This window comes from Candidatus Nanosynbacter featherlites (assembly GCF_005697565.1).
Classification (GTDB): domain Bacteria; phylum Patescibacteriota; class Saccharimonadia; order Saccharimonadales; family Saccharimonadaceae; genus Nanosynbacter; species Nanosynbacter featherlites.
This window is the reverse complement of the sequence record NZ_CP040004.1, coordinates 462462-487136: the sequence shown is the minus strand read 5'-3', so window position 1 is coordinate 487136 and position 24675 is coordinate 462462. Positions and strand designations below refer to the sequence as shown.

The 24675-nt window shown below is 50.0% G+C and carries 25 protein-coding genes; 19 read left to right on the top strand and 6 right to left on the bottom strand.

The features are described from left to right. Nucleotides 1–23 precede the first annotated feature (23 nt). Genes FBF37_RS02540 through FBF37_RS02525 form a run of 4 tightly spaced genes read left to right on the top strand, consistent with a single transcriptional unit; the run spans nt 24 to nt 2918 of the window. Nucleotides 24–476 carry an RpiB/LacA/LacB family sugar-phosphate isomerase gene (locus FBF37_RS02540; RefSeq protein ID WP_138079188.1) on the top strand — a complete coding sequence of 151 codons (453 nt, stop codon included), beginning with the start codon at nt 24–26 and terminating at the stop codon, nt 474–476. Then, nucleotides 473–1123, top strand: a complete 651-nt coding sequence (locus FBF37_RS02535; RefSeq protein ID WP_138079186.1) for a ribulose-phosphate 3-epimerase — start codon at nt 473–475, stop codon at nt 1121–1123. The genes FBF37_RS02540 and FBF37_RS02535 overlap by 4 nt, the downstream gene beginning before the upstream one ends. Beyond that, complete coding sequence (locus FBF37_RS02530; protein ID WP_138079184.1) at nt 1123–1959, top strand: transketolase; 837 nt, start codon at nt 1123–1125, stop codon at nt 1957–1959. Before FBF37_RS02535 ends, FBF37_RS02530 begins: the two co-directional genes overlap by 1 nt. Next, entirely contained in the window at nt 1956–2918 is a 963-nt protein-coding gene (locus tag FBF37_RS02525; protein WP_138079182.1) for a transketolase family protein, read from the top strand. The genes FBF37_RS02530 and FBF37_RS02525 overlap by 4 nt, the downstream gene beginning before the upstream one ends. Nucleotides 2919–2987: 69 nt before the next feature. On the opposite strand, the gene FBF37_RS04080 is transcribed toward FBF37_RS02525, so the two are convergent. Continuing rightward, nucleotides 2988–3152 carry a hypothetical protein gene (locus FBF37_RS04080; protein WP_174843588.1) on the bottom strand — a complete coding sequence of 55 codons (165 nt, stop codon included), beginning with the start codon at nt 3150–3152 and terminating at the stop codon, nt 2988–2990. Nucleotides 3153–3349: 197 nt separating this feature from the next. On the opposite strand from FBF37_RS04080, the gene FBF37_RS02520 reads away from it, so the two are divergent. The 3 genes from FBF37_RS02520 to FBF37_RS02510 are packed head-to-tail and all read left to right on the top strand — an operon-like array spanning nt 3350 to nt 5705. Beyond that, on the top strand, nt 3350–4261 hold the full coding sequence (locus FBF37_RS02520) for a class II fructose-bisphosphate aldolase (RefSeq protein ID WP_138079180.1): 912 nt from the start codon (nt 3350–3352) through the stop codon (nt 4259–4261). Then, on the top strand, nt 4261–5223 hold the full coding sequence (locus tag FBF37_RS02515) for a carbohydrate kinase family protein (RefSeq protein WP_138079178.1): 963 nt from the start codon (nt 4261–4263) through the stop codon (nt 5221–5223). Before FBF37_RS02520 ends, FBF37_RS02515 begins: the two co-directional genes overlap by 1 nt. A gap of 2 nt (nt 5224–5225) precedes the next feature. Continuing rightward, nucleotides 5226–5705: a hypothetical protein gene (locus tag FBF37_RS02510; RefSeq protein WP_138079176.1), complete on the top strand. Its 480-nt coding sequence runs from the start codon at nt 5226–5228 to the stop codon at nt 5703–5705. Here FBF37_RS02510 and FBF37_RS02505 read toward each other — a convergent pair. The 3 genes from FBF37_RS02505 to FBF37_RS02495 all read right to left on the bottom strand — a co-directional run bounded on the left by FBF37_RS02505 (nt 5702) and on the right by FBF37_RS02495 (nt 8949). Continuing rightward, nucleotides 5702–6400, bottom strand: coding sequence for an LOG family protein (locus FBF37_RS02505; RefSeq protein WP_138079174.1), 699 nt, complete (start codon nt 6398–6400; stop codon nt 5702–5704). The two genes, FBF37_RS02510 and FBF37_RS02505, sit on opposite strands and share 4 nt — an antisense overlap. Nucleotides 6401–6500: 100 nt before the next feature. Beyond that, complete coding sequence (argH, locus tag FBF37_RS02500) at nt 6501–7697, bottom strand: argininosuccinate lyase (protein ID WP_138079172.1); 1197 nt, start codon at nt 7695–7697, stop codon at nt 6501–6503. Beyond that, on the bottom strand, nt 7687–8949 hold the full coding sequence (locus tag FBF37_RS02495) for an argininosuccinate synthase (protein ID WP_138079170.1): 1263 nt from the start codon (nt 8947–8949) through the stop codon (nt 7687–7689). Before FBF37_RS02495 ends, argH begins: the two co-directional genes overlap by 11 nt. Nucleotides 8950–9159: 210 nt before the next feature. On the opposite strand from FBF37_RS02495, the gene uvrB reads away from it, so the two are divergent. The 11 genes from uvrB to FBF37_RS02440 all read left to right on the top strand — a co-directional run bounded on the left by uvrB (nt 9160) and on the right by FBF37_RS02440 (nt 21249). Then, on the top strand, nt 9160–11136 hold the full coding sequence (uvrB, locus tag FBF37_RS02490) for an excinuclease ABC subunit UvrB (RefSeq protein WP_138079168.1): 1977 nt from the start codon (nt 9160–9162) through the stop codon (nt 11134–11136). A 28-nt stretch (nt 11137–11164) separates the two neighbouring features. After that, nucleotides 11165–11884 (top strand): hypothetical protein, encoded by a 720-nt coding sequence (locus FBF37_RS02485; RefSeq protein ID WP_138079166.1) that lies wholly within the window; start codon nt 11165–11167, stop codon nt 11882–11884. Between the two features lie 84 nt (nt 11885–11968). After that, nucleotides 11969–12256, top strand: coding sequence for an Asp-tRNA(Asn)/Glu-tRNA(Gln) amidotransferase subunit GatC (gatC, locus tag FBF37_RS02480; protein ID WP_138079164.1), 288 nt, complete (start codon nt 11969–11971; stop codon nt 12254–12256). Continuing rightward, nucleotides 12256–13626 carry an Asp-tRNA(Asn)/Glu-tRNA(Gln) amidotransferase subunit GatA gene (gatA, locus tag FBF37_RS02475; protein WP_138079162.1) on the top strand — a complete coding sequence of 457 codons (1371 nt, stop codon included), beginning with the start codon at nt 12256–12258 and terminating at the stop codon, nt 13624–13626. Before gatC ends, gatA begins: the two co-directional genes overlap by 1 nt. Beyond that, on the top strand, nt 13626–14045 hold the full coding sequence (locus tag FBF37_RS02470) for a hypothetical protein (RefSeq protein ID WP_138079160.1): 420 nt from the start codon (nt 13626–13628) through the stop codon (nt 14043–14045). The genes gatA and FBF37_RS02470 overlap by 1 nt, the downstream gene beginning before the upstream one ends. After that, nucleotides 14042–15505 (top strand): Asp-tRNA(Asn)/Glu-tRNA(Gln) amidotransferase subunit GatB, encoded by a 1464-nt coding sequence (gene gatB / locus FBF37_RS02465; protein WP_138079158.1) that lies wholly within the window; start codon nt 14042–14044, stop codon nt 15503–15505. Before FBF37_RS02470 ends, gatB begins: the two co-directional genes overlap by 4 nt. A 3-nt stretch (nt 15506–15508) precedes the next feature. Beyond that, nucleotides 15509–16069, top strand: a complete 561-nt coding sequence (locus tag FBF37_RS02460; protein WP_138079156.1) for a P-loop nucleotide/nucleoside kinase family protein — start codon at nt 15509–15511, stop codon at nt 16067–16069. Further along, on the top strand, nt 16066–16959 hold the full coding sequence (locus FBF37_RS02455; protein WP_138079154.1) for a UTP--glucose-1-phosphate uridylyltransferase: 894 nt from the start codon (nt 16066–16068) through the stop codon (nt 16957–16959). Before FBF37_RS02460 ends, FBF37_RS02455 begins: the two co-directional genes overlap by 4 nt. A gap of 14 nt (nt 16960–16973) precedes the next feature. Continuing rightward, nucleotides 16974–17213, top strand: coding sequence for a hypothetical protein (locus FBF37_RS02450; protein WP_138079152.1), 240 nt, complete (start codon nt 16974–16976; stop codon nt 17211–17213). Further along, entirely contained in the window at nt 17200–17505 is a 306-nt protein-coding gene (locus FBF37_RS02445) for a DUF5665 domain-containing protein (protein WP_138079150.1), read from the top strand. The genes FBF37_RS02450 and FBF37_RS02445 overlap by 14 nt, the downstream gene beginning before the upstream one ends. A gap of 18 nt (nt 17506–17523) precedes the next feature. Further along, nucleotides 17524–21249 (top strand): DNA polymerase III subunit alpha, encoded by a 3726-nt coding sequence (locus FBF37_RS02440; protein WP_138079148.1) that lies wholly within the window; start codon nt 17524–17526, stop codon nt 21247–21249. A 3-nt stretch (nt 21250–21252) separates the two neighbouring features. Here FBF37_RS02440 and FBF37_RS02435 read toward each other — a convergent pair whose 3' ends face one another. Further along, entirely contained in the window at nt 21253–21765 is a 513-nt protein-coding gene (locus tag FBF37_RS02435; RefSeq protein WP_138079729.1) for a TrmH family RNA methyltransferase, read from the bottom strand. Nucleotides 21766–21817: 52 nt separating this feature from the next. On the opposite strand from FBF37_RS02435, the gene FBF37_RS02430 reads away from it, so the two are divergent. Beyond that, nucleotides 21818–23440 (top strand): GspE/PulE family protein, encoded by a 1623-nt coding sequence (locus tag FBF37_RS02430; RefSeq protein ID WP_174843587.1) that lies wholly within the window; start codon nt 21818–21820, stop codon nt 23438–23440. A 31-nt stretch (nt 23441–23471) separates the two neighbouring features. Here FBF37_RS02430 and FBF37_RS02425 read toward each other — a convergent pair whose 3' ends face one another. Continuing rightward, the gene (locus tag FBF37_RS02425) at nt 23472–24605 is read right to left on the bottom strand and encodes an NAD(P)-dependent malic enzyme (RefSeq protein WP_138079144.1); all 1134 of its coding nucleotides are present in this window, start codon (nt 24603–24605) and stop codon (nt 23472–23474) included. Between the last annotated feature and the right edge of the window lie 70 nt (nt 24606–24675).

Here is a 24675-nt window from a genome sequence, read left to right as displayed (position 1 = left end):
CCAAACCGCTTATACTTATGAGTATGAAAATTTACTTGGGATCTGATCATCGCGGTTTTCTGTTGAAAGAAAAAGTCTTCGCGTATTTGGTGAAAAATAACTATGAAGTCGAAGATGTTGGCGGGCGAGAGCTGAACCCGGATGATGATTTTCCTCAGTTTGCTCAAGCGGCGGCTCTGCGAGTGATTGGTGATGAATCGGACGATCCACGAGCAATTTTGATTTGTGGTGGCGGTCAAGGTATGTGCATGGCGGCGAACCGTTTCAAGGGGATTCGTGCCAGCGTCATTTGGGATGCCTACGAAGCCAAAATGACACGCCAGGACAATAACTCAAACGTGTTGTGTTTGCCAGCTCGTGTTTTGGAAGACAATGAAGCGGCGTGGAAGGGGATCATGGAAACATGGCTCAACACTCCGTATGTTGACGCACCAAGATTTAATAGGCGCAATGCGCAGTTGGACCAATTATTATGAACACAGTAATTACTCCCAGTATTCTGGCGGAAAATGTTGATCAATACAAAGAACAAATTGAGCGAATCACTGGTTTTGCCGAGCGAGCGCACATTGATATTTCTGATGGGCAATTTGCACCAAACTTGACGGTTGGTTTGCGAGATTTGTGGGCACCAGAAGGCTGGCAGATTGATATTCATGCCATGGTGAAGAATGTTGACGAATACATCGAAGATTTGGTAGCGCTGCGCCCAAATATGATTTTATTGCACGCTGAGTCTGAGGGCGATGTCCTTGGTGCGCTGCAGAAAATCAAACAAGCAGATATCAAAGCTGGCTTGGTGTTGATGCGTCCGACCGTTCCGAGTACCGTTGTTGATCTCATCAAGGCATCAGACCACGTCATGATATTTTCTGGTGAGCTTGGCCGTTTTGGCGGTAGTGCTAGTTTGATGCAATTGGAAAAAATCCGCCTCATCAAAGACATCAATCCTGCTGTAGAAATTGGCTGGGACGGTGGCGTTATGCCAGACAACGCCTACGGCTTGGCGCATAGCGGTGTCAATGTTTTGGTGGTTGGTGGCGCCATCCAAAAATCGCCAAATCCTCGAGAAGCCTACCAAAACATTCAAAATGAAATTAACAAAAAGGGCATGTTGGGTTAGTGCAGCCAAACGTCACGCATAAACAGTTGGAGCAGCACACTGCGTCAGTGCGCCGCTCCATTATCACCATGCTGGAGCAGGCTGGTAGTGGTCACACTGCTGGTGCATTGGGCTTGGCGGACATCATGACAGCCTTGTATTTTGCCGTGCTTCACGTCAGCCCGGAGAACCCCGATTGGGTCGAACGAGACCTGTTCGTGATGAGTAATGGTCACTGTGCGCCAGTGCTGTACGCAATCTTGGCGGAGCGCGGCTTCTTTCCCAAGTCAGAATTGGCGACACTCAGGCGGTTTGGCTCTCGACTGCAAGGACACCCAGAACGTCAAGTGCTGCCCGGTGTTGAAACAACCAGTGGACCATTAGGCTCGGGCTTGAGCCAAGCTTCGGGCATGGCCTACCATTTACGGTACCTACATCCTCAGCCTAAGCGATTTGTTTATTGTCTGATGGGTGATGGTGAATTGGACGAGGGTAATATTTGGGAAGCGGCAATGTTTGCCAGTAAATATAAATTAGGTAATCTCATCGGTATTATTGATCGTAACAATATTCAAATTGGCGGTAGCACCGAGGACGTCATGCCGCTGGAAGATTTGCGAGGCAAATGGCGCAGTTTTGGCTGGCACGTTCAGGAGATTGATGGGCACAATATGGAGAGTATCTGTGAGGCCATGAGTATGGCTCGCGCTGTGACGGATAGACCAAGTGTCATCATTGCCCACACCATACCAGGCAAGGGGGTCAATTTTATGGAAGGCGATTATCATTGGCACGGGAAAGTTCCCACTGCCGAGGAAGCACAGCGAGCGCTGGCTCAGTTGGAGGATAGGAAATGATGTATCTGCGTGGTGACTGGCAAACGCCCACGTATGCTTCGGTGCGAGGTGGCTTTGGTGATGGTTTGGTTGCACTGGCCAAGCAGGATGACCGCGTCGTGGCGCTTAGTGCAGACTTGGTAGGAAGTGTCGGCTTTGGTAAATTTGCTCAGCATATCGGTGCGCCGAGACTCATTGAAGTTGGTGTGGCGGAACAAAATTTAGTGACGGTGGCGTCTGGGCTAGCAGCCATGGGCAACATCCCGTTTGCCGCTAGCTACGCTTCGTTTAGTCCGGGCCGCAACTGGGAACAGATTCGGACGACGATTTGTTTAAATAATCAGCCGGTCAAGGTGGTCGGTTCACATGCAGGGCTGAACGTGGGTCCAGATGGTGCGACCCACCAAATGCTGGAGGATATCGCGCTGATGCGGAGCTTACCAAACATGGTGGTGCTGGCGCCGGGCGACGCGCACGAGGCGGAGCTGATGGCGGCGGCGATGGTGGCTGATTCGCGGCCAAATTATGTGCGGTTGCCGCGGGCTGATATGCCACTGTTTCTCGGGTATGATAATTTTGAAATTGGCAAAGCTTACGTGTTGCGCGAAGGAAAAGACGTGGCGTTGCTGGGCACTGGCACGATGACCTATCAATTGCTTCTGGCAGCGGAAATACTGGCAAATCAGCATAGCATCCAGGCGGAGGTTATTCATTTCCCGACCATCAAGCCGTTGGATGAGGCAGCAGTGCTGAGCGCCGCCCAAAAATGCGGCTGTATGGTGACGGCAGAAGAAGGGCAGATTGCTGGCGGGTTTGGCTCAAGTGTGGCGGAACTACTCAGTGAACAATTGCCGGTGAAAATGAAACGGATTGGTGCCAATGACATGTTTGGTGAGTCTGGCTCAATGGTCGAGCTGTGGCAAAAGCACGGCCTGGACGTCGACTCAGTAGTTAGTAACGTAGTCGATTTTCTCCAATGAAAATAGCCCACCGAGAGGCTCAAGCCAAGGTTTAAATACCTCAAAGGCGAGCTATTTTCGATGGGCTTGTTAGCCCTCTAGGTATTTCTGCCATATGGCAGAAATAAGCCCCACCGCTACCGCTATATATAGCGGTAGCGGTGGCTGACCCATATAGTGTGCAATAAAATAGCACGCTACATAGACAATGACTCCTGTGATGCCTCCCAGCAAGAAGGCTGTTTTCCACGACATTTCCCCTCCTTTCAGAGAGAATGTGCTCGAAGCTAAAGGGCGACTTCTACCCTTAGACGAACTTCGAGCAGAAGATAAGATATAATATACCACATAGTTCACTTAAAATCAAGCGACACTACTTTGGAAATGCCCAAAATCCCTTGGCACAGTACGCGGTACCTGATATAATTAGCATAAGTATTTTAGGGGGCAGTATGGGACTATCAATTTCAGAGATTCGACAAAACACGACGCGGGCGCGTCATTTAATGCAGCGGACACGGGCGCAACATTTTGCGGTCGGGGCGTTTAACATTGACAATCAAGAAACGCTAATTGCCGTGGCACGGGCAGCACAGAAACTCCAGTCACCAGTGTTGGTGGAAGTGTCAGACGCCGAGGTGAAGGCCATGGGACTGGAGAATGTGCGCGATCTGGTGGATAACTACAAGGCTGAATACGGCATTGAGATGTACTTAAATCTAGATCACGGACCGACGGTCGAGGGCTGTAAACGAGCCATTGATGCGGGCTACGAGTTTGTGCACATTGACATTTCTCAGGCAAATCACGACGCTTCTGATGAGGAAATCATCGCCAAAACTCGCGAGGTTGTGGAGTATGCCAAATTTACCGGCGCACTGGTTGAGTCTGAGCCACACTATTTTGGCGGCAGCTCCAACGTTCATACCGAAGCCATTGATTATGAAGAGATCAAGAAGACTTTTTCCACACCAGACGGCGCGCGGGCGTTTGTCGAGGCGACGGGGGTTGATACTTTTGCAGCGGCAGTCGGCAACTTGCACGGTAAATATCCAGTGCCGAAAGTGCTGGATTTGGAATTATTGGCACGTATCCGCGAGGCGCTGCACTGCCAGATTTCGCTCCACGGCGGGTCGGGCACACCGCTGCACTACTTTGAAGATGCGGCAAAAATTGGCGTTTCCAAAATAAACATCAACTCCGACATGCGCTACGCTTTCCGCACCACACTGGAAAAAACTTTGCGTGAAAATCCGAATGAATATGCCATCGTTAAGCTGATGCCTGAGGTGTATTTGGCAGTCCAGAAAGTCGTCGAAGAAAAAATCATGGCATTTGGTTCAAGCGGAAGGGCGGTGATCTAATGGCCAAAATCATTACCATTGGTGCTGCCGTTCAAGACGTATTCCTGAGCCATTCGCCAGCTTTGGCACCAGTTTGTGAAAGCCCAGAACGTTGTTTTCAGCGTCTGGAGCTGGGTTCAAAAATTGATGTCAATCAGATTCATTTTTCTACCGGCGGCGGCGCTACTAATGCGGCCGTCACCTTTGCTCGTCAGGGTCATCAAACGCAGTTCATGGGGGTTGTTGGGCGCGATCCAGCAGGCCAGGCAGTGTTGGACGCGCTAGACAGTGAAAGTGTTGGCACGCAGCTAGTGAAATTCTCTGACAAATACAACACGGGATATTCAGTCATGCTCCTAGCGCCAAATGGCGAGCGGACTATTTTGACCTATCGTGGTGCCTCCACACACTATCATCCAAGCGATTTTTCTCTGGAAAATGTTCAGGCGGATTGGCTGTATGTTTCCAACCTAGCGGGACAAATGCAAACGCTCAGTAAACTGTTTACTCAAGCGCGCGAACGCGGCATCAAAATTTGTTTTAATCCTGGCAAAAAAGAGTTGGCGCAGCGCGAATTGTTGCTTGGCTTGCTGCAAGATGTAGATATTTTGACTGTCAATAAAGAGGAAATGCAGCAGCTTGTTGAAGGAAGTGATTTGGAGAGTTTGATTCGCCACGGGCTGTATTTGGTACCGACACTGCTGGTCACAGATGGTGCTAACGGCTCCATGGCGAGCGATGGCAAGACGATTGTCCGTGCTGGCATGTATGAAGACGTCCCGGCCATCGACAGAACAGGAGCTGGTGATGCATTTGCCTCAGGATTTTTGAGTAGATGGGCAGAGGGCGGCAGTTTGCGAGAGTCGGTTATTTTTGGCAGCGCAAACTCCAGCGCCGTCGTTGCGAAAATTAGTGCTAAGGCGGGAATTTTATATAAAGGCACTAGTCTACACGAGATGCCGCTACAGGAAAGGAGTATATAATCATGGCACAACACTTGGCTCGACTATTAGGAGAAGGCGCGAACATACAAATTGCCTTGCAGGAGCTAAATCGAATGACACGTGACGATAGCGACATTCGGTTGATGTCGGATGTTTTGGCGCGAACACATAGTGTGCTGCGTGCTTTGGGGCTGGATCCGCGTGATACGACAGCAAATGAAGTCTACCAGGCGCTGATGGCGGTGGCTCCAGAAATCGACAAGCGAGCCTGCTTCAAAGCTAGCGACTGGGTACTGGCAGACATAGACGGGTACATTATTTCTTTTCATCCTGTGGACATTGTTGAAAACTATCACCATCAGTTGTCACTTGGTAGGAATACCACCAAACACGGTAAAGTTGCCCTGGGGCAGGAGATTTACCGTCGTTTTCGGGATCATCCGCAGACGCACAACCCAGCCGTTAGTCGCATCATTTGTGATGGCGGTATCTGTCGGCGGGTTGATGACATCTTGGATTAGTGGTCGCAATAGGTTTTGTTGGCGGTAACGATGTCGATGATTTCGTCGACACTGTCAGTGATGGTGTAAATATCAAGGTCTTCTTTGACGATTGCTGATTCGGCTAACATGTGGTCGCGGAAGAAAGCATCCAAATCGCTCCAGAACGCCGTGTCAAACAAGATGACTGGCACGCGGTTAGTTTTCTGTGTCTGGATCAAGGTCAATATCTCCGCCAATTCGTCCAAGGTGCCAAAACCACCAGGGAAATAAATGTAGGCGTCAGCGTACATGGTCATGACAATTTTGCGGGGAGCAAAATGTTGGAACTCAAACGACTCGGTTGCATACTCATTCAAATCTTGTTCGTGTGGTAGCTTGATGTTAAAGGCGATTGATTCACCACCAGCAGCGCGCGCACCTTTTTGCACCGCTTTGTTGGCTCCTTCGTTGGCGGCACCCATGATACCATGGCCACCACCAGAGACAACCGCATAGCCCAAGCTTGCCAAACGCTCAGACGCTTCTTTGGCAGCTTGGTAATATGGGCTGTCTGGGCAGGTGCGTGCCGAACCGAAAAAGGTTACTGTCTTATGATATTTTTTGAGGATATCATAACCTTTTTGAATTTCCTCATTAATATTACCCAAACGGAACATCGCAGCTTGGAGTTCAATTTCGCGTGGTATACACACCAGATCTTTTTTGTCTGTCATTTTCTGCCTTTTTATGTTTTAATTCACGTATCTTTTGATTATAGCACAAAAAGCTTGTGTTTGTCAAATCTTTAGCAGATAATCAGTAAAAAATCTGTAATTATTCACCCAGAAATGATTGTTTGACCTGCTGGTAGGCGTCGCGGAATGGCACGCCTTTTTCCACCAATTCGTTAATCTTGGCGACGGTGTAAAGTTCATCGGTCATCGCCTCAGCCAATCGGTCAGTGTTAGCCTCCAGTTCACTGACACAGAGTGTCAGAACTTCCAGAGTGTCGAGTGCCGACGTGAAGGCATCCATGGTGATCTTTTTGGTCAACTGCAAGTCGCGGTGATAGCCACTGCCGGCACCTGTCGAAATAGCTTGGAGTTGCAAAGCGTAGTTTGGATAAGCGTGGGCGGTGGCGCGCATGATCTCAAAGACGTCGTAGTTACGTTTGTGCGGCATGATGGACGATCCAGTGGTCATGGTAACAGGCAGCTTGAAATAGTTAAACTCCTGAGAGGTAAACAGCAACATGTCTTCGGCAAATTTGCCAGCAAAGACCATGATTGGGTTGAGTGCTTGCACGGCAATCAGCTCAAACACGCCGCGCGACAAGCCGCAGTACATGGGATTTTCCTGTACTTTAGCGAAGCCTAACTCACTGGTCGTCATCTGGCGGTCAAGTGGCAGAGTAACGCCAAAGCCAGCAGCGCTACCCAGCGGGTTTTGATCGATGGCGGTGATGCTGTGTGCCACCAATTGCTGGAGGTCATGAAACGCATCGTGATATGAGCCAAGCCACATACTGACCGTGGTTGGCATGGCTTTTTGGGTGTGGGTGTAGCCAGGCATCTCGGTCTGGCCAATGACGGCAATTTTGCCAGCATAGGCCTGAGCGACTGCTTCCAGCTTTTTGGCTACTGCCTCAAGCTCCGTTTTGATAAATAGTCGCATCATCACCAAGGCTTGGTCATTGCGGCTTCGACCAGTATGAACCTTTTTGCCAATTGGTCCGAGTTTTTCTGTCAGATATAGCTCAATAGCGGTGTGGCCATCTTCGTGCTCGCTGGTGAGCGTGAAGGCACCAGTTTTCCACTCGTTCAGCAGCTCGTCCAAGGCGGCTGCCAATTGTTGATATTCGTCGCTGGTCAGCACGCCAATTTTTTCTAGCATGTGAGCATGCGCTTTGGTCGCGGTAATGTCGTGACCGAGTAAGTGCTGGTCCAATACCTGATCGTCACCAACGGTGTATGTCTCGACTAATGGATGAAGTGAGCCAGTTGCGGTTGATTGCCATAGTTTACTTGCCATATGAGTATGCTCCTTCAGCTGTTCGCTGACTTAGTGAATATAATTCAATGAATCCGGCGGACGAATTCTGGTTGAATGCGTCGTTGGAATCAAATGTTGCAAGATTGATATCAAACAACGAATGTGGTGAGTCCACACTGACGACGGTGATGGTACCTTTGTACAGGCGAACCGTCACTGTGCCGGTGACTTTTTGGTTCTGGTCATCAATGTAGGCGTTGATGTGATGGACGGCTGGCTCGTACCACTGAGCCGCGTAGGTCAGATACGCCCATTTTTTGTCCATTTCGGCTTTGAGTTCATTTTCAACACGGGTCGACACCAATTGCTCGAGCTTTTGATGAGCCGCGATTAAAATGGCAGCGCCAGGATTTTCATAGACGCCGCGTACCTTCAGCCCGACCAGTCGATCTTCGATGAGGGTTGATACGCCCACACCGTGTTTGCGGCCGAGTTGGTTACAGTGTTGGATGAGCGCCTGGAGTGAAAAGTGACGGTTATCAACCGCGACAGGTACACCTTTGATAAATTCAATGGTAATGTCCTCGGCTTCGTCTGGCGTGTATTTGATGGTCGAGCACCAATTGAGAATGGCGTGGTAATTTGGCTTGAGCGATGGTGATTCAATTTCGCCGCCTTCGCTGGTGATACCCCACATGTTTTCATCGGTTGAGTAGGGTGATTCCTGGGTGTGCGGCACGGGGATATGGTGCTTCTTGGCGTAGGCCAGCTCTTCCTCTCGACCCATACTCCACTCACGTACCGGTGCCAGGATCTTGAGTTTAGGGTTGAGTGTGGTGATGTAGGTTTCGAAGCGAACTTGGTCGTTGCCTTTGCCGGTGGCACCGTGTGCGATGACTGTGCAATTGTACTTTTCGGCATATTCGACGGCCAATTGCGAAATGATGATGCGCCCGAGTGGCGTACAGAGGGCGTAGCCACCTTGATAATCAGCGTTGGCTTTGATGGCCAGCGACAGCAGCTCATCGGCGAAGCGGTCGCGGGCGTCAACCGTGATGGTTTCTATGGCGCCGAGTTTTTTGGCTTTTTCGGCAATGGCGTCGAGATCATCAACCGTTTGGCCGATATTGACCGTTAGGGTGATGACCTTGCAATTATATTTTTCTTGTAACCACTTGAGCATGACGGATGTGTCGAGGCCTCCCGAGTAGAGCAAGAGACACGTATCGAACTCACCGTTCACGGCTTCGTGACTGGCAACCTTGGTGTAGTGAGGCGCGTCGTGGTCCATATCCTTCCTTTCTATGATAACAAAAAGAGCCGCTCGGACGAGGGCTCTCTAGTTTTATAATAAATATACGACTAATTAGCCCTCTGAGTCAGAGCGGCGACGACGAACAACGATGTTGTGTCGATATGTCATATTGCTACCATACCATACTGTGGGCGATTTTCAAAATATTTTTATATATAAATTGTGATGCGTTACAATAGTAATGATATGAGCGCCTTTAATCTCGTCTCCAAATACCAGCCGACCGGCGACCAGCCGACAGCGATTGCTCAGCTGGTGGATGGTTTGGAGCAGGGTGAGCGCGAGCAGACGTTGCTGGGCGTGACGGGGTCGGGCAAGACGTTTACTATGGCGAATATTATTGCTCGGCGGAATGTGCCGACGCTGGTGCTGGCGCACAACAAGACTTTGGCGGCACAACTGTTTTCTGAGTTTAAGGAGTTTTTTCCGGACAACGAGGTACATTATTTCGTCAGTTATTTTGATTATTATCAGCCGGAGGCCTACATCGCCAGTAGCGATACCTACATTGAGAAAGATTCGAAGATTAATGATGAGATTGATCGGCTCAGGCATGCGGCGACCTCGGCATTGCTAACGCGGCGCGATGTTATCATTGTGGCGAGCGTATCTTGCATTTACGGCATTGGTTCGCCGGAGACGTACGCTGATATGGCGATTCAATTGACGGTCGGCGAGCGGCGGGTGCAGGATAAGTTTATTCGCTTACTGACTGACATTCAGTATAAGCGCAACGACGTTGATTTTGCGCGCGGCACTTTCAGGGTGCGCGGCGATGTGGTCGATATTTTCCCAGCCGGGCAGGACACGGCGGTGCGGGTGGAGTTTTTTGGCGATGAGGTCGAGAGACTCACGCGAATTGATCCGTTGACTGGCGAGATTTTGGATCAGCCAGCTAACCTGACGATTTTCCCGTCTAGTCACTATTCAACGCCGCGTGAACGAATTGAAAAGGCGATCATCGGTATCGAAAAAGAGTTTGACGAGCGGCTCAAATGGCTTGAGTCGCACGACAAGTTACTCGAGGCACAGCGCCTCAGTCAACGCACCAAATATGACCTAGAAATGCTCAAAGAAACTGGCTTTGTTAAAGGCATCGAGAATTATTCGCGCTATCTGACTGACCGCGAGCCGGGCGAGCAGCCGGCGACCTTGATTGATTATTTTCCGGACGATTGGTTGCTGCTGGTCGATGAGTCGCATATGACCTTGCCGCAAGTCCGCGGTATGTATAACGGCGACCGGGCGCGCAAGGAAGTGTTGGTGGAGCATGGTTTTCGTTTGCCGAGTGCGTTGGATAACCGCCCGCTGAGATTTGATGAATTTGATCAGCATATTCACCAGGCGATTTATGTGTCGGCTACGCCGGGTGACTATGAAATTGCTCATTCACCAAAGCCGGCTGAGCAGTTGATTCGGCCGACGGGGCTGCTTGATCCGCCGATTGAGGTGCGGCCGACCGAAGGGCAGGTTGATGATTTGATGGAGGAGATTCGCCAGACCATCGCCAACGGCCACCGCGTGCTGGTAACCACCTTGACCAAGCGCATGGCTGAGGATCTGAGTGCCTACCTGACCGATAATGGTGTGAAAACGGCGTATCTACACAGTGAAATTGACACATTGGAGCGCGGCGATATTCTCAAAGATTTGCGACTGGGAACGTATGACGTGTTAGTTGGTATCAATTTGCTACGTGAGGGGCTGGACCTACCGGAAGTCAGTCTGGTGGCGATTATGGATGCTGATAAAGAAGGTTTCCTCCGCTCTGAACAGGCACTGATTCAGACAATTGGCCGGGCGGCGCGGCATGTCGATGGGCGGGTGTTGATGTACGGCGATAATGTGACTGACAGTATGCACCGAGCGATTGATGAGACGAATCGTCGGCGGCAAATTCAGCAGCAATATAACGAAGAGCACGGTATCACGCCGCAAACCATTCAGAAGAAGATTGACGATGGCCTGCGCTCCATCATTCCGCAAAAAGAATCGGATAAAAAGCCAAAACTTGATTTGAAGAAAATTCCAAAGGACGAATACCCAACGCTGATCAAGGAACTGACCGGTCAAATGGAGCTGCATAGCGCCAATCTAGAGTTTGAAAAAGCCGCAGAGCTGCGTGATTTGATTGCAGAAATTAAGCAAACAATGGTACACTAAAGATAACCATAATAAGGAGGAGAATTATATGGCAGAATTGAAAACAACAGAAACTCCAGTCGTCGAGCAAGCTGAGTACATGGCTCCACGCGCTGCTTCGCAAGCAAAATGGCTTACATTTGAATACGCATTAGCAATGGTTTCAGTAACATTTGCTGCAATCACCAGTGTAGTACTCGTACCAATGTTGTTCGGCATGTGGTCTGCAAAAGAAGCGATGTCATTTGGTTTGATGTTGAGCGGCTCGATCACTGCAAACATTTTGGCCGTTAGTATTTTGGCAGTACTATTTTCAGTGTTGGCATTTGTCCTATTTGGCCGCGTAACACGCGCAATTGCCGCTGACCGTAGCGGCTACACTGGTCGATTGGCTTACAAACTGACAACCTATGGTAGCTTGTTCATGATCGTATTGGCGGCGTTGCCACTGGTCGCAAACCTCATTAGTGTATTGATTAGCTCGTTGCTGTTGATCGGTGTTTCAGATGCTGGTTCAGTATACACAGCACTGTACTTGGGTAACTTCTTGCCATCACTCGTCTGCTTGGCAGTATTGGTAGTTGTGATATTTTTCATCGGCAAGATCATCAATGGCTACAACAAATCACGCCCATTGGCTATCACGTTGATCGCAATCACCAGCGTTGTTGCAGTTGCTCTAGCTATCACGCTGGCAGTGCAGGCTCATGACAAGCCAAGTATCAAAAAATCAAACTTTAAATACAACTCAAGCTACCTACTTGACTAGTTAGTTGGGTATCACCTGTCACTCGCTCCTAGACATGGGGCGAGTGATTTTCTGTAATTAATTTTCAAGTGGTATAATGAGTTCATGAGTGCAATTTCTAATAGTGATGTCCAGCGCTTGGCGGATTTGAGCGGTTTGCAATTGGCAGATGGCGAAGTGGATGGCTTGCGACAGGACGTGGAGAAAATCGTAGAATATATCAATCAGCTGGGCGAGCTCGATACGTCTGGTGTGGAGCCGACCTATCAAGTGACGGGCCTGGAGAATGTCTGGCGGGAAGACGAGGTCAAGCCGGGAATATCTCGAGACGAGCTACTTGAGCTAGCGCCCGAAAAACAGAACAATCAAGTGAAAGTGCCGCAGGTGTTGTGATGAGTCGGATTAGTGATTTTACTGGGAAAAGTGCAGTTGAAAATATCAAGGAGGCATTGCGACGAGCGCGTGACGTTGAAGATTATCATGCGCTGCTCAGTTTGACGGAAGAGCGGGCGTTGGAGCGGGCCGAACTGGTGGATAAGGGCGAAATTTCTGGCAGGCTGGCCGGTGTGCCATTTGTCGTGAAAGACAATTTCTTGGCCTTTGGTGCGCCGACAACTGCCGCTGCAAAAATGCTCGAGAATTTTGAGGCGCCACTCCAGGCGATGGCCGTTGAAAAATTAGAGGCTGAAGGTGCAATCTGCATCGGCAAGGCGAACTTGGACGCCTTTGCTCACGGTGGCTCGACGGAAAACTCAGCCTTTGGTCCGACCAAAAACGCCGCGGATAAAACTCGAGTGGCTGGTGGTTCATCGGGCGGCTCGGCAGTAGTGACGGCGCTTGATGTGGTGCCGTTTGCGTTGGGTACCGATACTGGCGGTTCGATTCGTCAGCCAGCCAGCTTCAATGGCGTGGTTGGTGTCAAGCCAACCTACGGTGCGGTCAGCCGCTATGGCGTGGTTGCCATGGCGTCGAGCACGGACACGATTGGCTGTTTTGCAACCAATGCTGATGACGCCAATTTGGTGATGGAAATCATGGCGGGCCGCGACGACAAAGACATGACCACGCTGCCGGACTTTTGGCAGCATCAGCCAGAATTTACCAAGAAGAAGATTGGTTTGGTGAAGCAATGTATGACTGACGATGTGGACGCGGCGGTTCGCCAGAAAACGCTTGACTATGCTGCAAAACTGAAGCGGCTGGGTTATGACGTTGAAGAAGTGGATCTCAGCATGATGCAACATTCGCTGGCGATGTATTACATCATTGTGCCGGCAGAGATATCGTCAAACTTGGCGCGCTATGATGGTGTGCGCTATGGCCACCGAGCGACTGAAGTGAAGACCTTGGCGGAGTTGTACGGTCGCAGCCGCAACGAAGGTTTTACAACGGAGAATAAGCGACGAATTATGATTGGTAGTTTTGTGTTGTCGAGCGGCTTTTTTGACGCTTACTATATGCAGGCGCAAAAAGCGCGCACCTTACTCATCAACGAGTTTAAACAATTGTTTGCTGAGTACGACGCACTGTTGATGCCAGTCGCACCAACACCGGCGTTCAAACTTGGCGAAAATACCAATGATCCGATAAAAATGTATCTAGCGGACATCATGACGGTGCCAGCTAGCTTGGCGGGACTACCAGCAATTTCCGTGCCAGCTGGAACTAGTGACGAAGGTTTGCCAATTGGTGTGCAGTTGATTGGTGACCGCCAGTCAGACAGCAACTTGTTGAAGTTGGCCTCAGAAGTGGAGGCTGCCTGATGGATGGCTTGTTGATCGCGCTGGTGGTAGCAGCGCTGGTGATCGGTGCTTTGCTGATTATTTTTATCCAATTGACATCGCGCGGACATCAAAAGCTTGACAGGGAAATGTACCGAAAAGTTTGGCGGGCAATTCAACATGGCGCCAAGGCCGGCGGTTCGGATGGTCTGCAGATGGCAATCGTTAAAGCCGACAAGCTGCTCGACAAAGCCATGCGCGACTGCGGCGTGGCGGGTACGACGATGGGCGACCGGCTGAAAGCTCGCAGAGGTGATTGGACTGATGAAAATGGGTTGTGGGCGGCGCACAAATTGCGCAATCAAATTGCCCACGAAACCAACGTGAAACTGACCGCGCAAAGTTTTCGGCGAGCCATGACAAGCTTTGAGCAAGCACTAAAAGATTTGGGAGCGTTATGATGAGTGTATATGATGAATATGAAATGACCATTGGCATCGAGTGCCACGTCCAGCTGGCGACCAAAACCAAGCTGTTTAGCCCGGCTGATAATGACGCGCGTAATGCTGAGCCAAACGAAAAAACGCACGAGATTGACTTTGGCCTGCCGGGCATGCTGCCGGTGCTCAATAAGCACGCTGTCGAGCTGGCGGTGCGCGCCGGTAAAGCTCTGAACGCGCCGATTGCTCGCGTTAGCCGGTTTGACCGCAAGCATTATTTTTACCCTGACTTGCCAAAAGGTTATCAGACCTCGCAGATGTACCAGCCGATCATTTTGGCTGGCTATGTCGACGCGCCGCTGGAGGATGGTTCACTCAAACGAGTGCGAATTCATCATGCGCACATGGAGGAGGACGCTGGTAAATTGACGCACCACGACGGCTATTCGCTGGTTGACCTCAACCGCGCTGGTACGCCGCTGATTGAAATCGTCTCTGAGCCGGATATTCATTCTGCCGAGGAGGCCAAAGCGTACGCTTCGGAGCTGCACAAATTGATGGTCTATGCTGGCGTGACGCACGGTGATTTGTATCACGGCAACATGCGCTTTGACGTCAATATTTCGGTGGCTAAGAAAGGTGCGACTGAGCTCGGCAAGCGCGCGGAAGTGAAGAATCTCAATTCGTTCCGCAGCGTCGAGCGTGCCGCTGAATACGAATTCAAACGCCAAGTTGACCTGCTGGAAAATGGTGAATCGGTGGTGCAGGAAACCCGCGGCTGGAGCGACGACAAGCAAATTACTACTTCACAACGCTCGAAAGAGGACGCGCAGGATTATCGCTACATGCCTGATGCCGACATCCCGCCAGTGGTGCTGAGCGATGAGGAAATTGCACGAATTCAGGCTGAAGTGCCGATGCTGCCTGCTGAGTATCGTGAAAAATGGAGTGGATTAGGCTTGGATAAGTCAGTGGTTAATTCACTGCTATCCAATCAAAATTACGCATCTATCATGCTGAAAGTGCAGGAGAAATCAGGCGACGTAGCTGCCAAACGGGTAGCACACTGGTTTGCCAGTGCTTTGACATCTAATAGCGGTGATTCTGAGCATGACTCCGCGTCGGTTGAAGCTAATACGCCGCATGTGTCGGTTGATGATTTGGTGGAGTTAGCGGAGATGACCGAGAAAGCGGAGATTTCTAGCACCAATGCCAAGGAGCTATTCAATGAGCTATTGGCTGGCGCTACGGATCCGCGCAAGCTCGCTGAAGAAAAGAACTTGTTGCAGGTGTCTGACGAATCGGCCATCGCTTCCATCGTTGACGAAGTGTTGAGCGACCCAGCCTCGGCAGCTTCCATCGCCGACATCAAAGCCGGCAAGGACAAAGCCATCGGCTATTTGGTCGGTCAAGTCATGAAGCGCTCAAAGGGTCAGGCTAACCCAAGCTTGGCGCAGAAATTGATTCGTGAGAGGCTATAGCTGATGATCATCATTACTGGCATCCCTGGATCTGGTAAAACGACGTTAGTGAAACGTCTGGTGCAAGATCTAGGGGTACGCGGTGTCGCGCAAGATGCTGTCAAGGAGTTTTTGGCTGACCATTTGGGCGGAACATACACTGATCAGCAGAGTAGCGCCTTGGGTCGTGTGACTCGACGGGCGGTTTTGGAATTGGGTATTGAATTTGAGAAATTGGGTGAGCAGATTATCATTGAGTCGGCATTGCAAACGTCAGCTGCAGAAGAGATTTTGCGGCATAGCCCACATCGACCAATTCTGCAGATTTACGTGACGTGCGGCTTGGCGGAAGTAAAGCGGCGATTTTACGATCGCAAACGATCTGGTCATCGCCACTCAGTGCACACTGATGATCTATATGATAAATTGACGGAACACGAAATTCGTGACAAATATCGTCCACTGGTTGCGGATAATATCACAACAGTGATCGTTGATTCGGAGAATTTGGATTATGCGGCACTGCGAGATACGGTGAAAGATTTTTTGATGAATAAGGCGATAACAAAGGAGAACGAGATATGAGAAAACCGACAAAAGCAGTGATTGCAGCGGCAGGATTTGGCACTAGGTTTTTGCCACAAACTAAAGCGATGCCTAAGGAGATGATGCCACTGATTGATAAGCCAATCATCCAATACGTTGTGGAAGAACTGGTTGCTGCCGGTATTCGCGACATCATCATCGTCGGAAGCGCCAACAAGCGTGCCATTGAAGATCATTTTGACGTGCCGAACGAAGATTTGCTGGCAAATTTGCGGGCTGGTGGCGATAAGAAGCGCCCGTTGATTGACCTGGTTCACTCACTGTCGGAAATGGCTAACTTCGTGTATGTTCGCCAAAAGGGCCCATATGGTAACGCGACTCCTTTGGCATGTGCTGCGCATTTGATTGGGCCGGATGAGCCAGTGATTTATACGTTTGCTGACGACTTTATCGACGCGACACCAAGCCGTTTTCAACAGATGGTTGCTGCTGCAGAAAAATTGGATGGCGCAGTGCTGTCATGCAAGAAAATCATTGATGATGCAGAATTTGATCGCTATGGCATCGCGGCTGGTCAGCAACTCGATGACGGAACGATTGCCATCACGAACATTGTTGAAAAACCGGGTAAAGCCAACGCGCCGAGCGACTTGGCTAGTGTGAGTAGCTATTTGCTGGCGGCTGATTTCTTCCCGTACTTGGAGCGCGCCCGCCAGGAGTTTAATGGCCACGGTGAGTTTGCCATTCAGCCAATTATGCAGCGTATGATTGATGAAGGGCATAACTTCTATGGCGTGGAAATCACCAACGGTACGTACTATGACACCGGTGATAAACTTGAATATCTCAAAACTATCATTGACTTTGGGCTGCGAGATGAAAAGCTTGGCCCCGCACTGCGTCAACATCTGACAGATCGTTTGAAATAGGCTATAATAACACTATGAATGAAGTTGTTATCATTTTGTCAATTGTTTTGGCTACCTTGATGATTATCGTTATCACATTGATTTGTTTGGTAATCAGCCTGAGCCGTCACGTCCAAAAAACCATGCAGCACTCACGAGCTATCCAGCAGAATTACGCTGAAGCATCATCAATGCTTTCGGTTGTTTCTTCAGCCTTAGCGCTGGGGGCACTGATGAAAAAGTTTACGCGAAAGGCAAAACGTGGTCAAAAATAATACTTCAGAAAAGTCATTAATACAAAGGGCTACTAAAAAAGTTGTTCGTGACAATGAAAATGGCGCCCGTCAGGCAATTTTGGAAGATTTGTTTTATGATTTTCACCGTTCTCGCCGTCAGGTTTACGGCATGAACTTTTGGCGCGGCATCTTTTTTGGCTTTGGCTCAGTGCTGGGTGCCACTCTTTCGGTGACTATTTTAGTTTGGGTACTGGGTCATCTAGTTGACGTGTTCCCGCCACTTGCTGACTTCTTTAATACACTGATCAACACCATGCAGAGTCGCCGCTAACGTGCTATACTAAGACTAATGACGACAGAGGGGAAAAATAACGGCGGTATGTCGGCGGTTTTGAAACCGTCTGATTACGTACACCTGCACAACCACACTCACCACTCACTGCTCGATGGATTAACCAAAATCCCTGACATGGTCGCCCGAGTGAAGGAGCTCGGTATGGAAGCCTGTGCTATCACTGACCATGGTACGATGTCAGGCGTCATTGAGTTTTATAAAGCAGCCAAGAGTGCTGGCATCAAGCCAATCATCGGCATCGAAACCTACGTGGCGGCGCGGAGTCGTCACGACCGCGACCCAGCTAAGGACAAGGCGCGCTATCACTTGACGCTGCTGGCCATGAACCACAAGGGCTATCAAAACCTGATGCAGCTCAGTACCATCGCCAACCTCGAAGGCGTCTACTATAAACCGCGCATTGATCACGAACTGCTGGAACAATACAACGAAGGCATCATCTGTATGTCCGGCTGTATCGGTGGTGAGCTGGGTGAGAATTTGCGCAATGATGATTATGACAAAGCCAAGGAAATCGCTGGCTGGTACAAGTCAGTGTTTGGTGATCGGTACTATATGGAATTGCAAGATCACGGTCATCCCGAGGCGCGCAGTCACTGGCCGGAGCAGAAAAAGGTCAATGATTACATTGAGCGGATTAGCAAGGAACTGGATATTCCCTGTGTGGTGACCAGCGACGGTCATTATCTTAATCACGAAGACCAAGAAGCGCATGAGATTTTGCTGTGCGTCGGCACTGGCGCGTATTTGAGTGATGAAAAGCGGATGAGTTTGAAGGATTTTGAGCTGCATTTGACGACACCAGAAGACATTATTTCGCGGTGGCAAAAAACCAACCCACAAGCAATTGCCAACACTAAAGCCATCGCTGACCGCTGTGACGTGGAGATCAAACTGGGCGATATTCTCATCCCGAAATTCCCGACGCCAAACGGCGAGTCTGAAAAAGAATATCTGGATCATCTGGTGTATAGCGGCATGGCGGCGCGGTACGCTGGCATGAAGTTGGAGGACGCAAAGAAACTGCCAAACGACGAGCTGCGTGCCATGTTGTCTGACGATCAAATCGAGCGGCTAGACATGGAGTTTGGCGTGCTCGACAAGATGGGCTATAACGGCTACTTTCTCATCGTTCAGGACTTTATCAACTGGGGTAAATCTCAGGGAATTATTTTCGGACCAGGGCGTGGCTCGGCAGCCGGCTCCATCATCGCCTATGCCCTGAACATCACCGACCTTGATCCGCTGCATTATGACCTGCTGTTTGAACGCTTCCTCAACCCCGACCGTATTTCCATGCCCGACATCGACATCGACATTCAAGATACGCGCCGCGGCGAGGTTATCGAATATTGTGCCAAGAAATACGGCTCAGAACGAGTCGCCAATATCTGTACTTTTGGCACCATGGCAGCGCGTGCTTCGGTGCGTGACGTGGCGCGGGTATTGCAAGTTCCATACGGTGAATCTGACCGGCTGGCCAAGCTCATCCCACCGCCAGTCCAGGGCCGTCATGTACCGATCAAAAAGTCGCTAGAGGAAGATCCTGATCTCAAGAAAGAATACGAGACCAACCCAACCGCTAAGACGGTTTATGACTTTGCCTCACGGCTAGAAGGGACCATTCGTTCGCACGGCGTGCATGCCGCCGGCGTGGTGATCGCGCCAGATGATTTGGTAAAATACGTGCCGCTCGAGATGGCGCAAAAGGGCGTGGTGGCAACGCAGTATCCAATGGGTCCGGTCGAGGAACTGGGACTGCTGAAGATGGACTTTTTGGGCCTGTCTAACTTGTCCATCATCAACAACGCGCTGCGCATTATTCGTAAAGTTTACAAAACGGACATCGATCTGTCGCACTTGCCGCTAGATGATGAAGAAACTTACAAATTATTCCAGCGTGGCGATACCACCGGTGTCTTCCAGTTGGAATCGGCCGGCATGAAGCGGTACCTGCGTGAGCTCAAACCGAGCGTCTTTGAAGACATTATCGCCATGGTGGCGTTGTACCGCCCGGGGCCGATGCAATTTATCGACTCATTCATCAAGCGTAAACATGGCGAGGAAGAAATTACCTATCTGCACCCTGGTATGGAAAACTCGCTGAAGAATACCTACGGCATTTTGGTCTATCAAGAGCAATTTATGCAGATTTCCAAAGAGTGGTGTGGCTTTACCGGCGGCCAGGCTGACACCCTGCGTAAAGCGGTGGGTAAAAAGAAAATCGACCTGATGAAAAAGGTTAAACCAGAATTTGTCGAGGGCGCAGTCAAGGTTGGTGGTGCGACCAAGGAAATTGCTGAGCAGTTCTGGGATGCGCTGGAAGAATTCGCTAACTACTGTTTCAATAAGTCGCACGCGGCGTGTTACGGCCTGATCGCCTACTGGACGGCATACCTCAAGGCGCACTATCCTGACGCCTTCATGGCGGCGCTGATGACTAGCGACCAGGACGACACCGAACGCCTGGCTATCGAGATGACTGAGTGTAAGCACATGGGCATCGAAGTGCTCAACCCAGATGTCAATGAGTCGTTCGTTGAATTCGCGGTGGTGCCTGGTGAAAAGAAAATTCGTTTTGGCATGGCAGCGGTCAAGGGTGTTGGTGTTGGCGCGGTGGAAGAATTATTGCGCGCCCGTGAGAATGGCAAATTCACCAGTATCGAAGATTTTGCCAAGCGAGTATCGACCAGCAAGTTTAACCGCAAGGCCTGGGAGTCACTCATCAAATGTGGCGCATTTGATAGCTTTGGTGATCGCCACGACTTATTGTTTAACCTAGATACTATCACCGCCTTTGCGCAAAAAGTTCAAAAAGAAGCGGCTAGTGGGCAGACCGATTTGTTTGGCATGCTGGGTGATGACGCGGCTGTGGCTCAGCCGACCATGCAGTTGATGCCGTCGCCGAACAAGAATGATAAGGAGTACTTGACGTGGGAACGCGAACTAATGGGTCTGTACATCTCGGCACATCCTTTGGATGCTTACGCTACATACTTGCTTGAGCAAACGCAGCCATTGACCCAGCTGGTACCAGAATATGATGGCCGACTCATGACAATTGGTGGCATCATCACGAACGTTCGCACTATCATCACCAAATCTGGCAGCAAAATGGCGTTCGTGGGCCTCGAGGACAAATTTGGCGAAGGTGAAGTGATCGTTTTCCCAAATTTGTATGAGCAAGTTGGCGCCAAGCTCGTCCAAGACTCGGTGGTGCGGGTGACCGGTAAAAACTCAGCTCGTGATCGGGACGGTAATTTGGGGTCAGAAAGCAAGATGATTGCTGATGAAATTGAGATTATCACCGACAGTGATATCACCAGCTATGAATCAACGGGTCGTAAAATGGATGCACCAAAAGTAAGCGCCCAGTATAAAAAAGAAAAGCGGGCAAACTTCCGTGCTCAAAAAACCAAGACTACTACTCCGGCTAATGCCAAATCGTCAAATCCATCCAAACCAGCTACCCGGCCGGCAACTCCCGAGACGCCACCTGCGCGCCTGTTTCTGCAAGTAAAAGACCCGAGCGACCACGACAAACTGATTTCACTCAAAAAGATATGTTCAACGTCGCCAGGGATCACTGATGTTGTGTTGGTGCTTGGTGAAAATGACCACAAGTCGGCCATTCGACTGCCGTTCAAAGTCGATCCAGCACCTCAGCTACTTGAAGAACTAAAGGCGTTGCTGGGCGAAGAATGTATCAAATTGACGTAATCATCAGCCACATATCATCTGATATAGTGCCATGCCACAGGCGACGCTGACATTGAATGATTCTTTATTGCCAAACATTGGGATTTCTACTGTTGCGGTGCAACGCGCTAAATGCTCAGCCGATATGCCGTCAACTTCTTCGCCCAATAATAACGCGAACGCTTTTGGTGCAGTAAAATCTGGCAGCGAAATACTATCTGGCGCCTGCTCCAGTGCGATAATCGGTAGATTGCCAGTACGCTCATTCTCCTCCAGCCAATATTCCAGCGTCTCGTAGCGCATAAATGGAACCATTTGCTCAGCGCCTAATGCTGTTTTGTGAATTTGCTTGGTTATCTTTTCAACAAGGTGTGGCAGCCGTGGGTCTGGTTGATTGATGATAGTCAAATCTGGAAACGGGGTATAGCCACTGATGACAATTCGCTTTACTCCCAGGCCTTCTGCCGTACGAAAGATAGCGCCGACATTGTGCGTCGAACGAATATTGTGCAAAATAAGCGTAATTTCTGGTCGCATGAACTCATTATATCATTCGCTAAATCATAAGCACTTTGCTATAATGTTGGTGATGGATGAAGATTCTATTCAAATACGTCGTCGCCAGCAAGACGAAGATGCTACCAGGAAACGAGCGTCAATTTTAGGCTTGCAATATTTAGATACCCGCAGTTTTGAGGCTGACTTGCCGCTGGAACGAGATATTTTGACAATTGATGAGATGTACAAAGGGCGTATCATCCCCCTAGCGCACAATGACACTGATCTGTCCTACCGTTTTGGCGTAACTTCGCAGACGCCTCAGTCGTTGATTGCTAAAATGACAAAGGATTATCGCGAAGTTGGTAAAGTTGCACACTTTTTCTTGATATCAGGCGCGGCTTTTCGTTCATTTATGCTACGGTTCGATCCGCCAAAGAGTATCGTCTATGATGACATTGAAATTGCCAAAGAAGGCGACAGCGAGACGCTGCAACAGGTGAGCCAAACACTGGCAACGGTCAGTTCAAATGATGTTTTTAATTATATCGTTGATCAAGCTGATAGATTAGGCGCATCCGACATTCACATTGAAAATCAGCGTGAGTCAATCCGCATCCGCATGCGTGTTGATGGCGCACTGCACCCAGTGGCTGAGCTCAGTCGTGACCGCTACCGTGTCATCATGGCTACCTTAGCTTCCCGTGCGAATATTTCTACGGCTGCGACCGAACCGCAGTCTGGACACATGCAGCAGGAGATCTATCGTGACGGTGCTTCGCATCTGCTGAACTTGCGTGTTGAGGCAGTCCCGACGGTGTATGGCCAAGACGTGGTGATGCGTTTGTTTAACTTTGATACCGCCATGTTAAATCTGGACCTATTAAGTATTACTCCGGCTGAGCGCGCCCAAATTGATGAAGTTATTTCGCATCCACGCGGTATGGTTTTGATGGTTGGTCCGACGGGATCTGGTAAGTCAACCACGCTTTACAGCATTTTGAACGCACTGAATACCACTAACCGTAAAATCATCACCCTGGAAGATCCAGTGGAAAACACCATTCCTGGCGTGACACAAATCCCCATTGACACCACGGCTGGGCAGGAATTTGCCGACGGTCTTCGCAGTGTCTTGCGTATGGACCCGGACGTAGTGATGGTGGGTGAGATTCGTGACAATGAGACGGCGCGTACTGCCATTCAGGCGTCGATCACCGGACACTTGGTCTTGAGTTCATTCCACGCTAATTCAACAGCGGCAGCGTTTAGTCGTATGATTGATATGATTGGGCAAAATCCTATCTTTAGCTCGGCGGTGCGGCTACTGATCGCTCAGCGATTGGTCAGGCGACTGCATGACGACAGTAAAGAAGAATACGAGCCAGATGAAGCTACTCGCCGTTGGGTAAAGGAGACACTGAAAGGAATTCCTGACACGGTTGATTGCCCAGATTTGGACACATTTAAGTTGTGGCGACCAGTGTCGACGCCAGAAGCACCATTTGGCTATAAGGGGCGTATCCCAGTGATGGAGCAGCTGATTGTGACCGAAGAAATTCAGAAGTTTTTGCGTGGAGACATTGTTGATATCCACGCCGAAGCTATTGAAGAAGTCGCTAAAAAGCAGGGGACTATTACGCTGCTGCAGGCTGGCGTACTGGCGGCGCTTCGCGGCGAAACCACCATAGAAGAAGTGAACCGCGTCATTTAGGCGCGGCTCATATATTTTAGTGAAAGACTTATTACTGTATCACTGCAGCAACGGTTGACGGCACTCGCTCATCAAACGGCGAAGGGATGATCTCATCAGCAGTTGGGTTTTCGACCAACCCAGCCAAAGCTTCAGCAGCAGCCAGTTTGTGCTGGTCGGTGATTTTTTTCACGCCATTGTCTAGTGCACCACGGAAGATACCCGGGAAGGCCAGGGAATTATTGACTTGGTTTGGAAAATCGCTGCGCCCAGTGGCGACAACAGCGGCACCGGCTTGTCGGGCGACATCTGGCATGATTTCTGGCACTGGGTTGGCCAGGGCAAAGATAATTGGATGCTCAGCCATTTTCTGCACCAATTCCGGCGTGAGTAGCCCAGCGCGCGACACGCCGATGAACACGTCGGCATCAGTGATGGCGTCTTCGATGGAGCCGGCTTGCGAAGCGTCGATGTATTCTAGAAGCGCAGTTTTTTCCGCATTCAAGTCCGTGCGAGACGAGCCAACAATGCCGCGGCTATCTACCGCCACAATGTTCCTTGCGCCGTATAGATGCAATAATTTAATGATGGCCGTGCCAGCTGCGCCCGCGCCAATGACCACAAATTTACAGTCCGCCAAATTTCGTCCGGTTAATTTCGCGGCATTGATCAGCCCCGCCAACACCACGACCGCCGTACCGTGCTGGTCGTCGTGAAATACGGGGATGTCCAGCTCAGCCTTCAGGTGCTCTTCAATCTCAAAACACTTTGGTGCAGCGATGTCCTCCAGGTTGATAGCGCCAAAACTCGGCGCAATTGCTTTGATCGTAGCGATAATTTCCTCTGGTTCGTGAACATCCAGGACAACTGGCACAGCGTCGACATTGGCGAAGTGCTTGAACAACAGCGCCTTGCCTTCCATGACTGGCATGGCGGCTTTTGGCCCCAAATCGCCCAAGCCCAAGATGGCCGAGCCATCAGAGATGACACCGACCAAATTATTCGTCCAAGTATATTTTGGCAAGTCCGCCGGGTTTTCGGCAATTGCTTGGCTGACCGCACCCACTCCCGGGCTGTAGTATGAGCTCAATTTATCGCGGTCCAGCTCCTCCTGGTCACGCAAACTGGTGGTGATTTTGCCCTTATATTTTTCGTGTAATTCAAGTGCTAATTTGTTGTAATCCATATTACTATTGTACTCCATCTAGGGCTTTTTCTCCATTAAATACCTAGTCAGAGGGGTGTTTTTATATTGT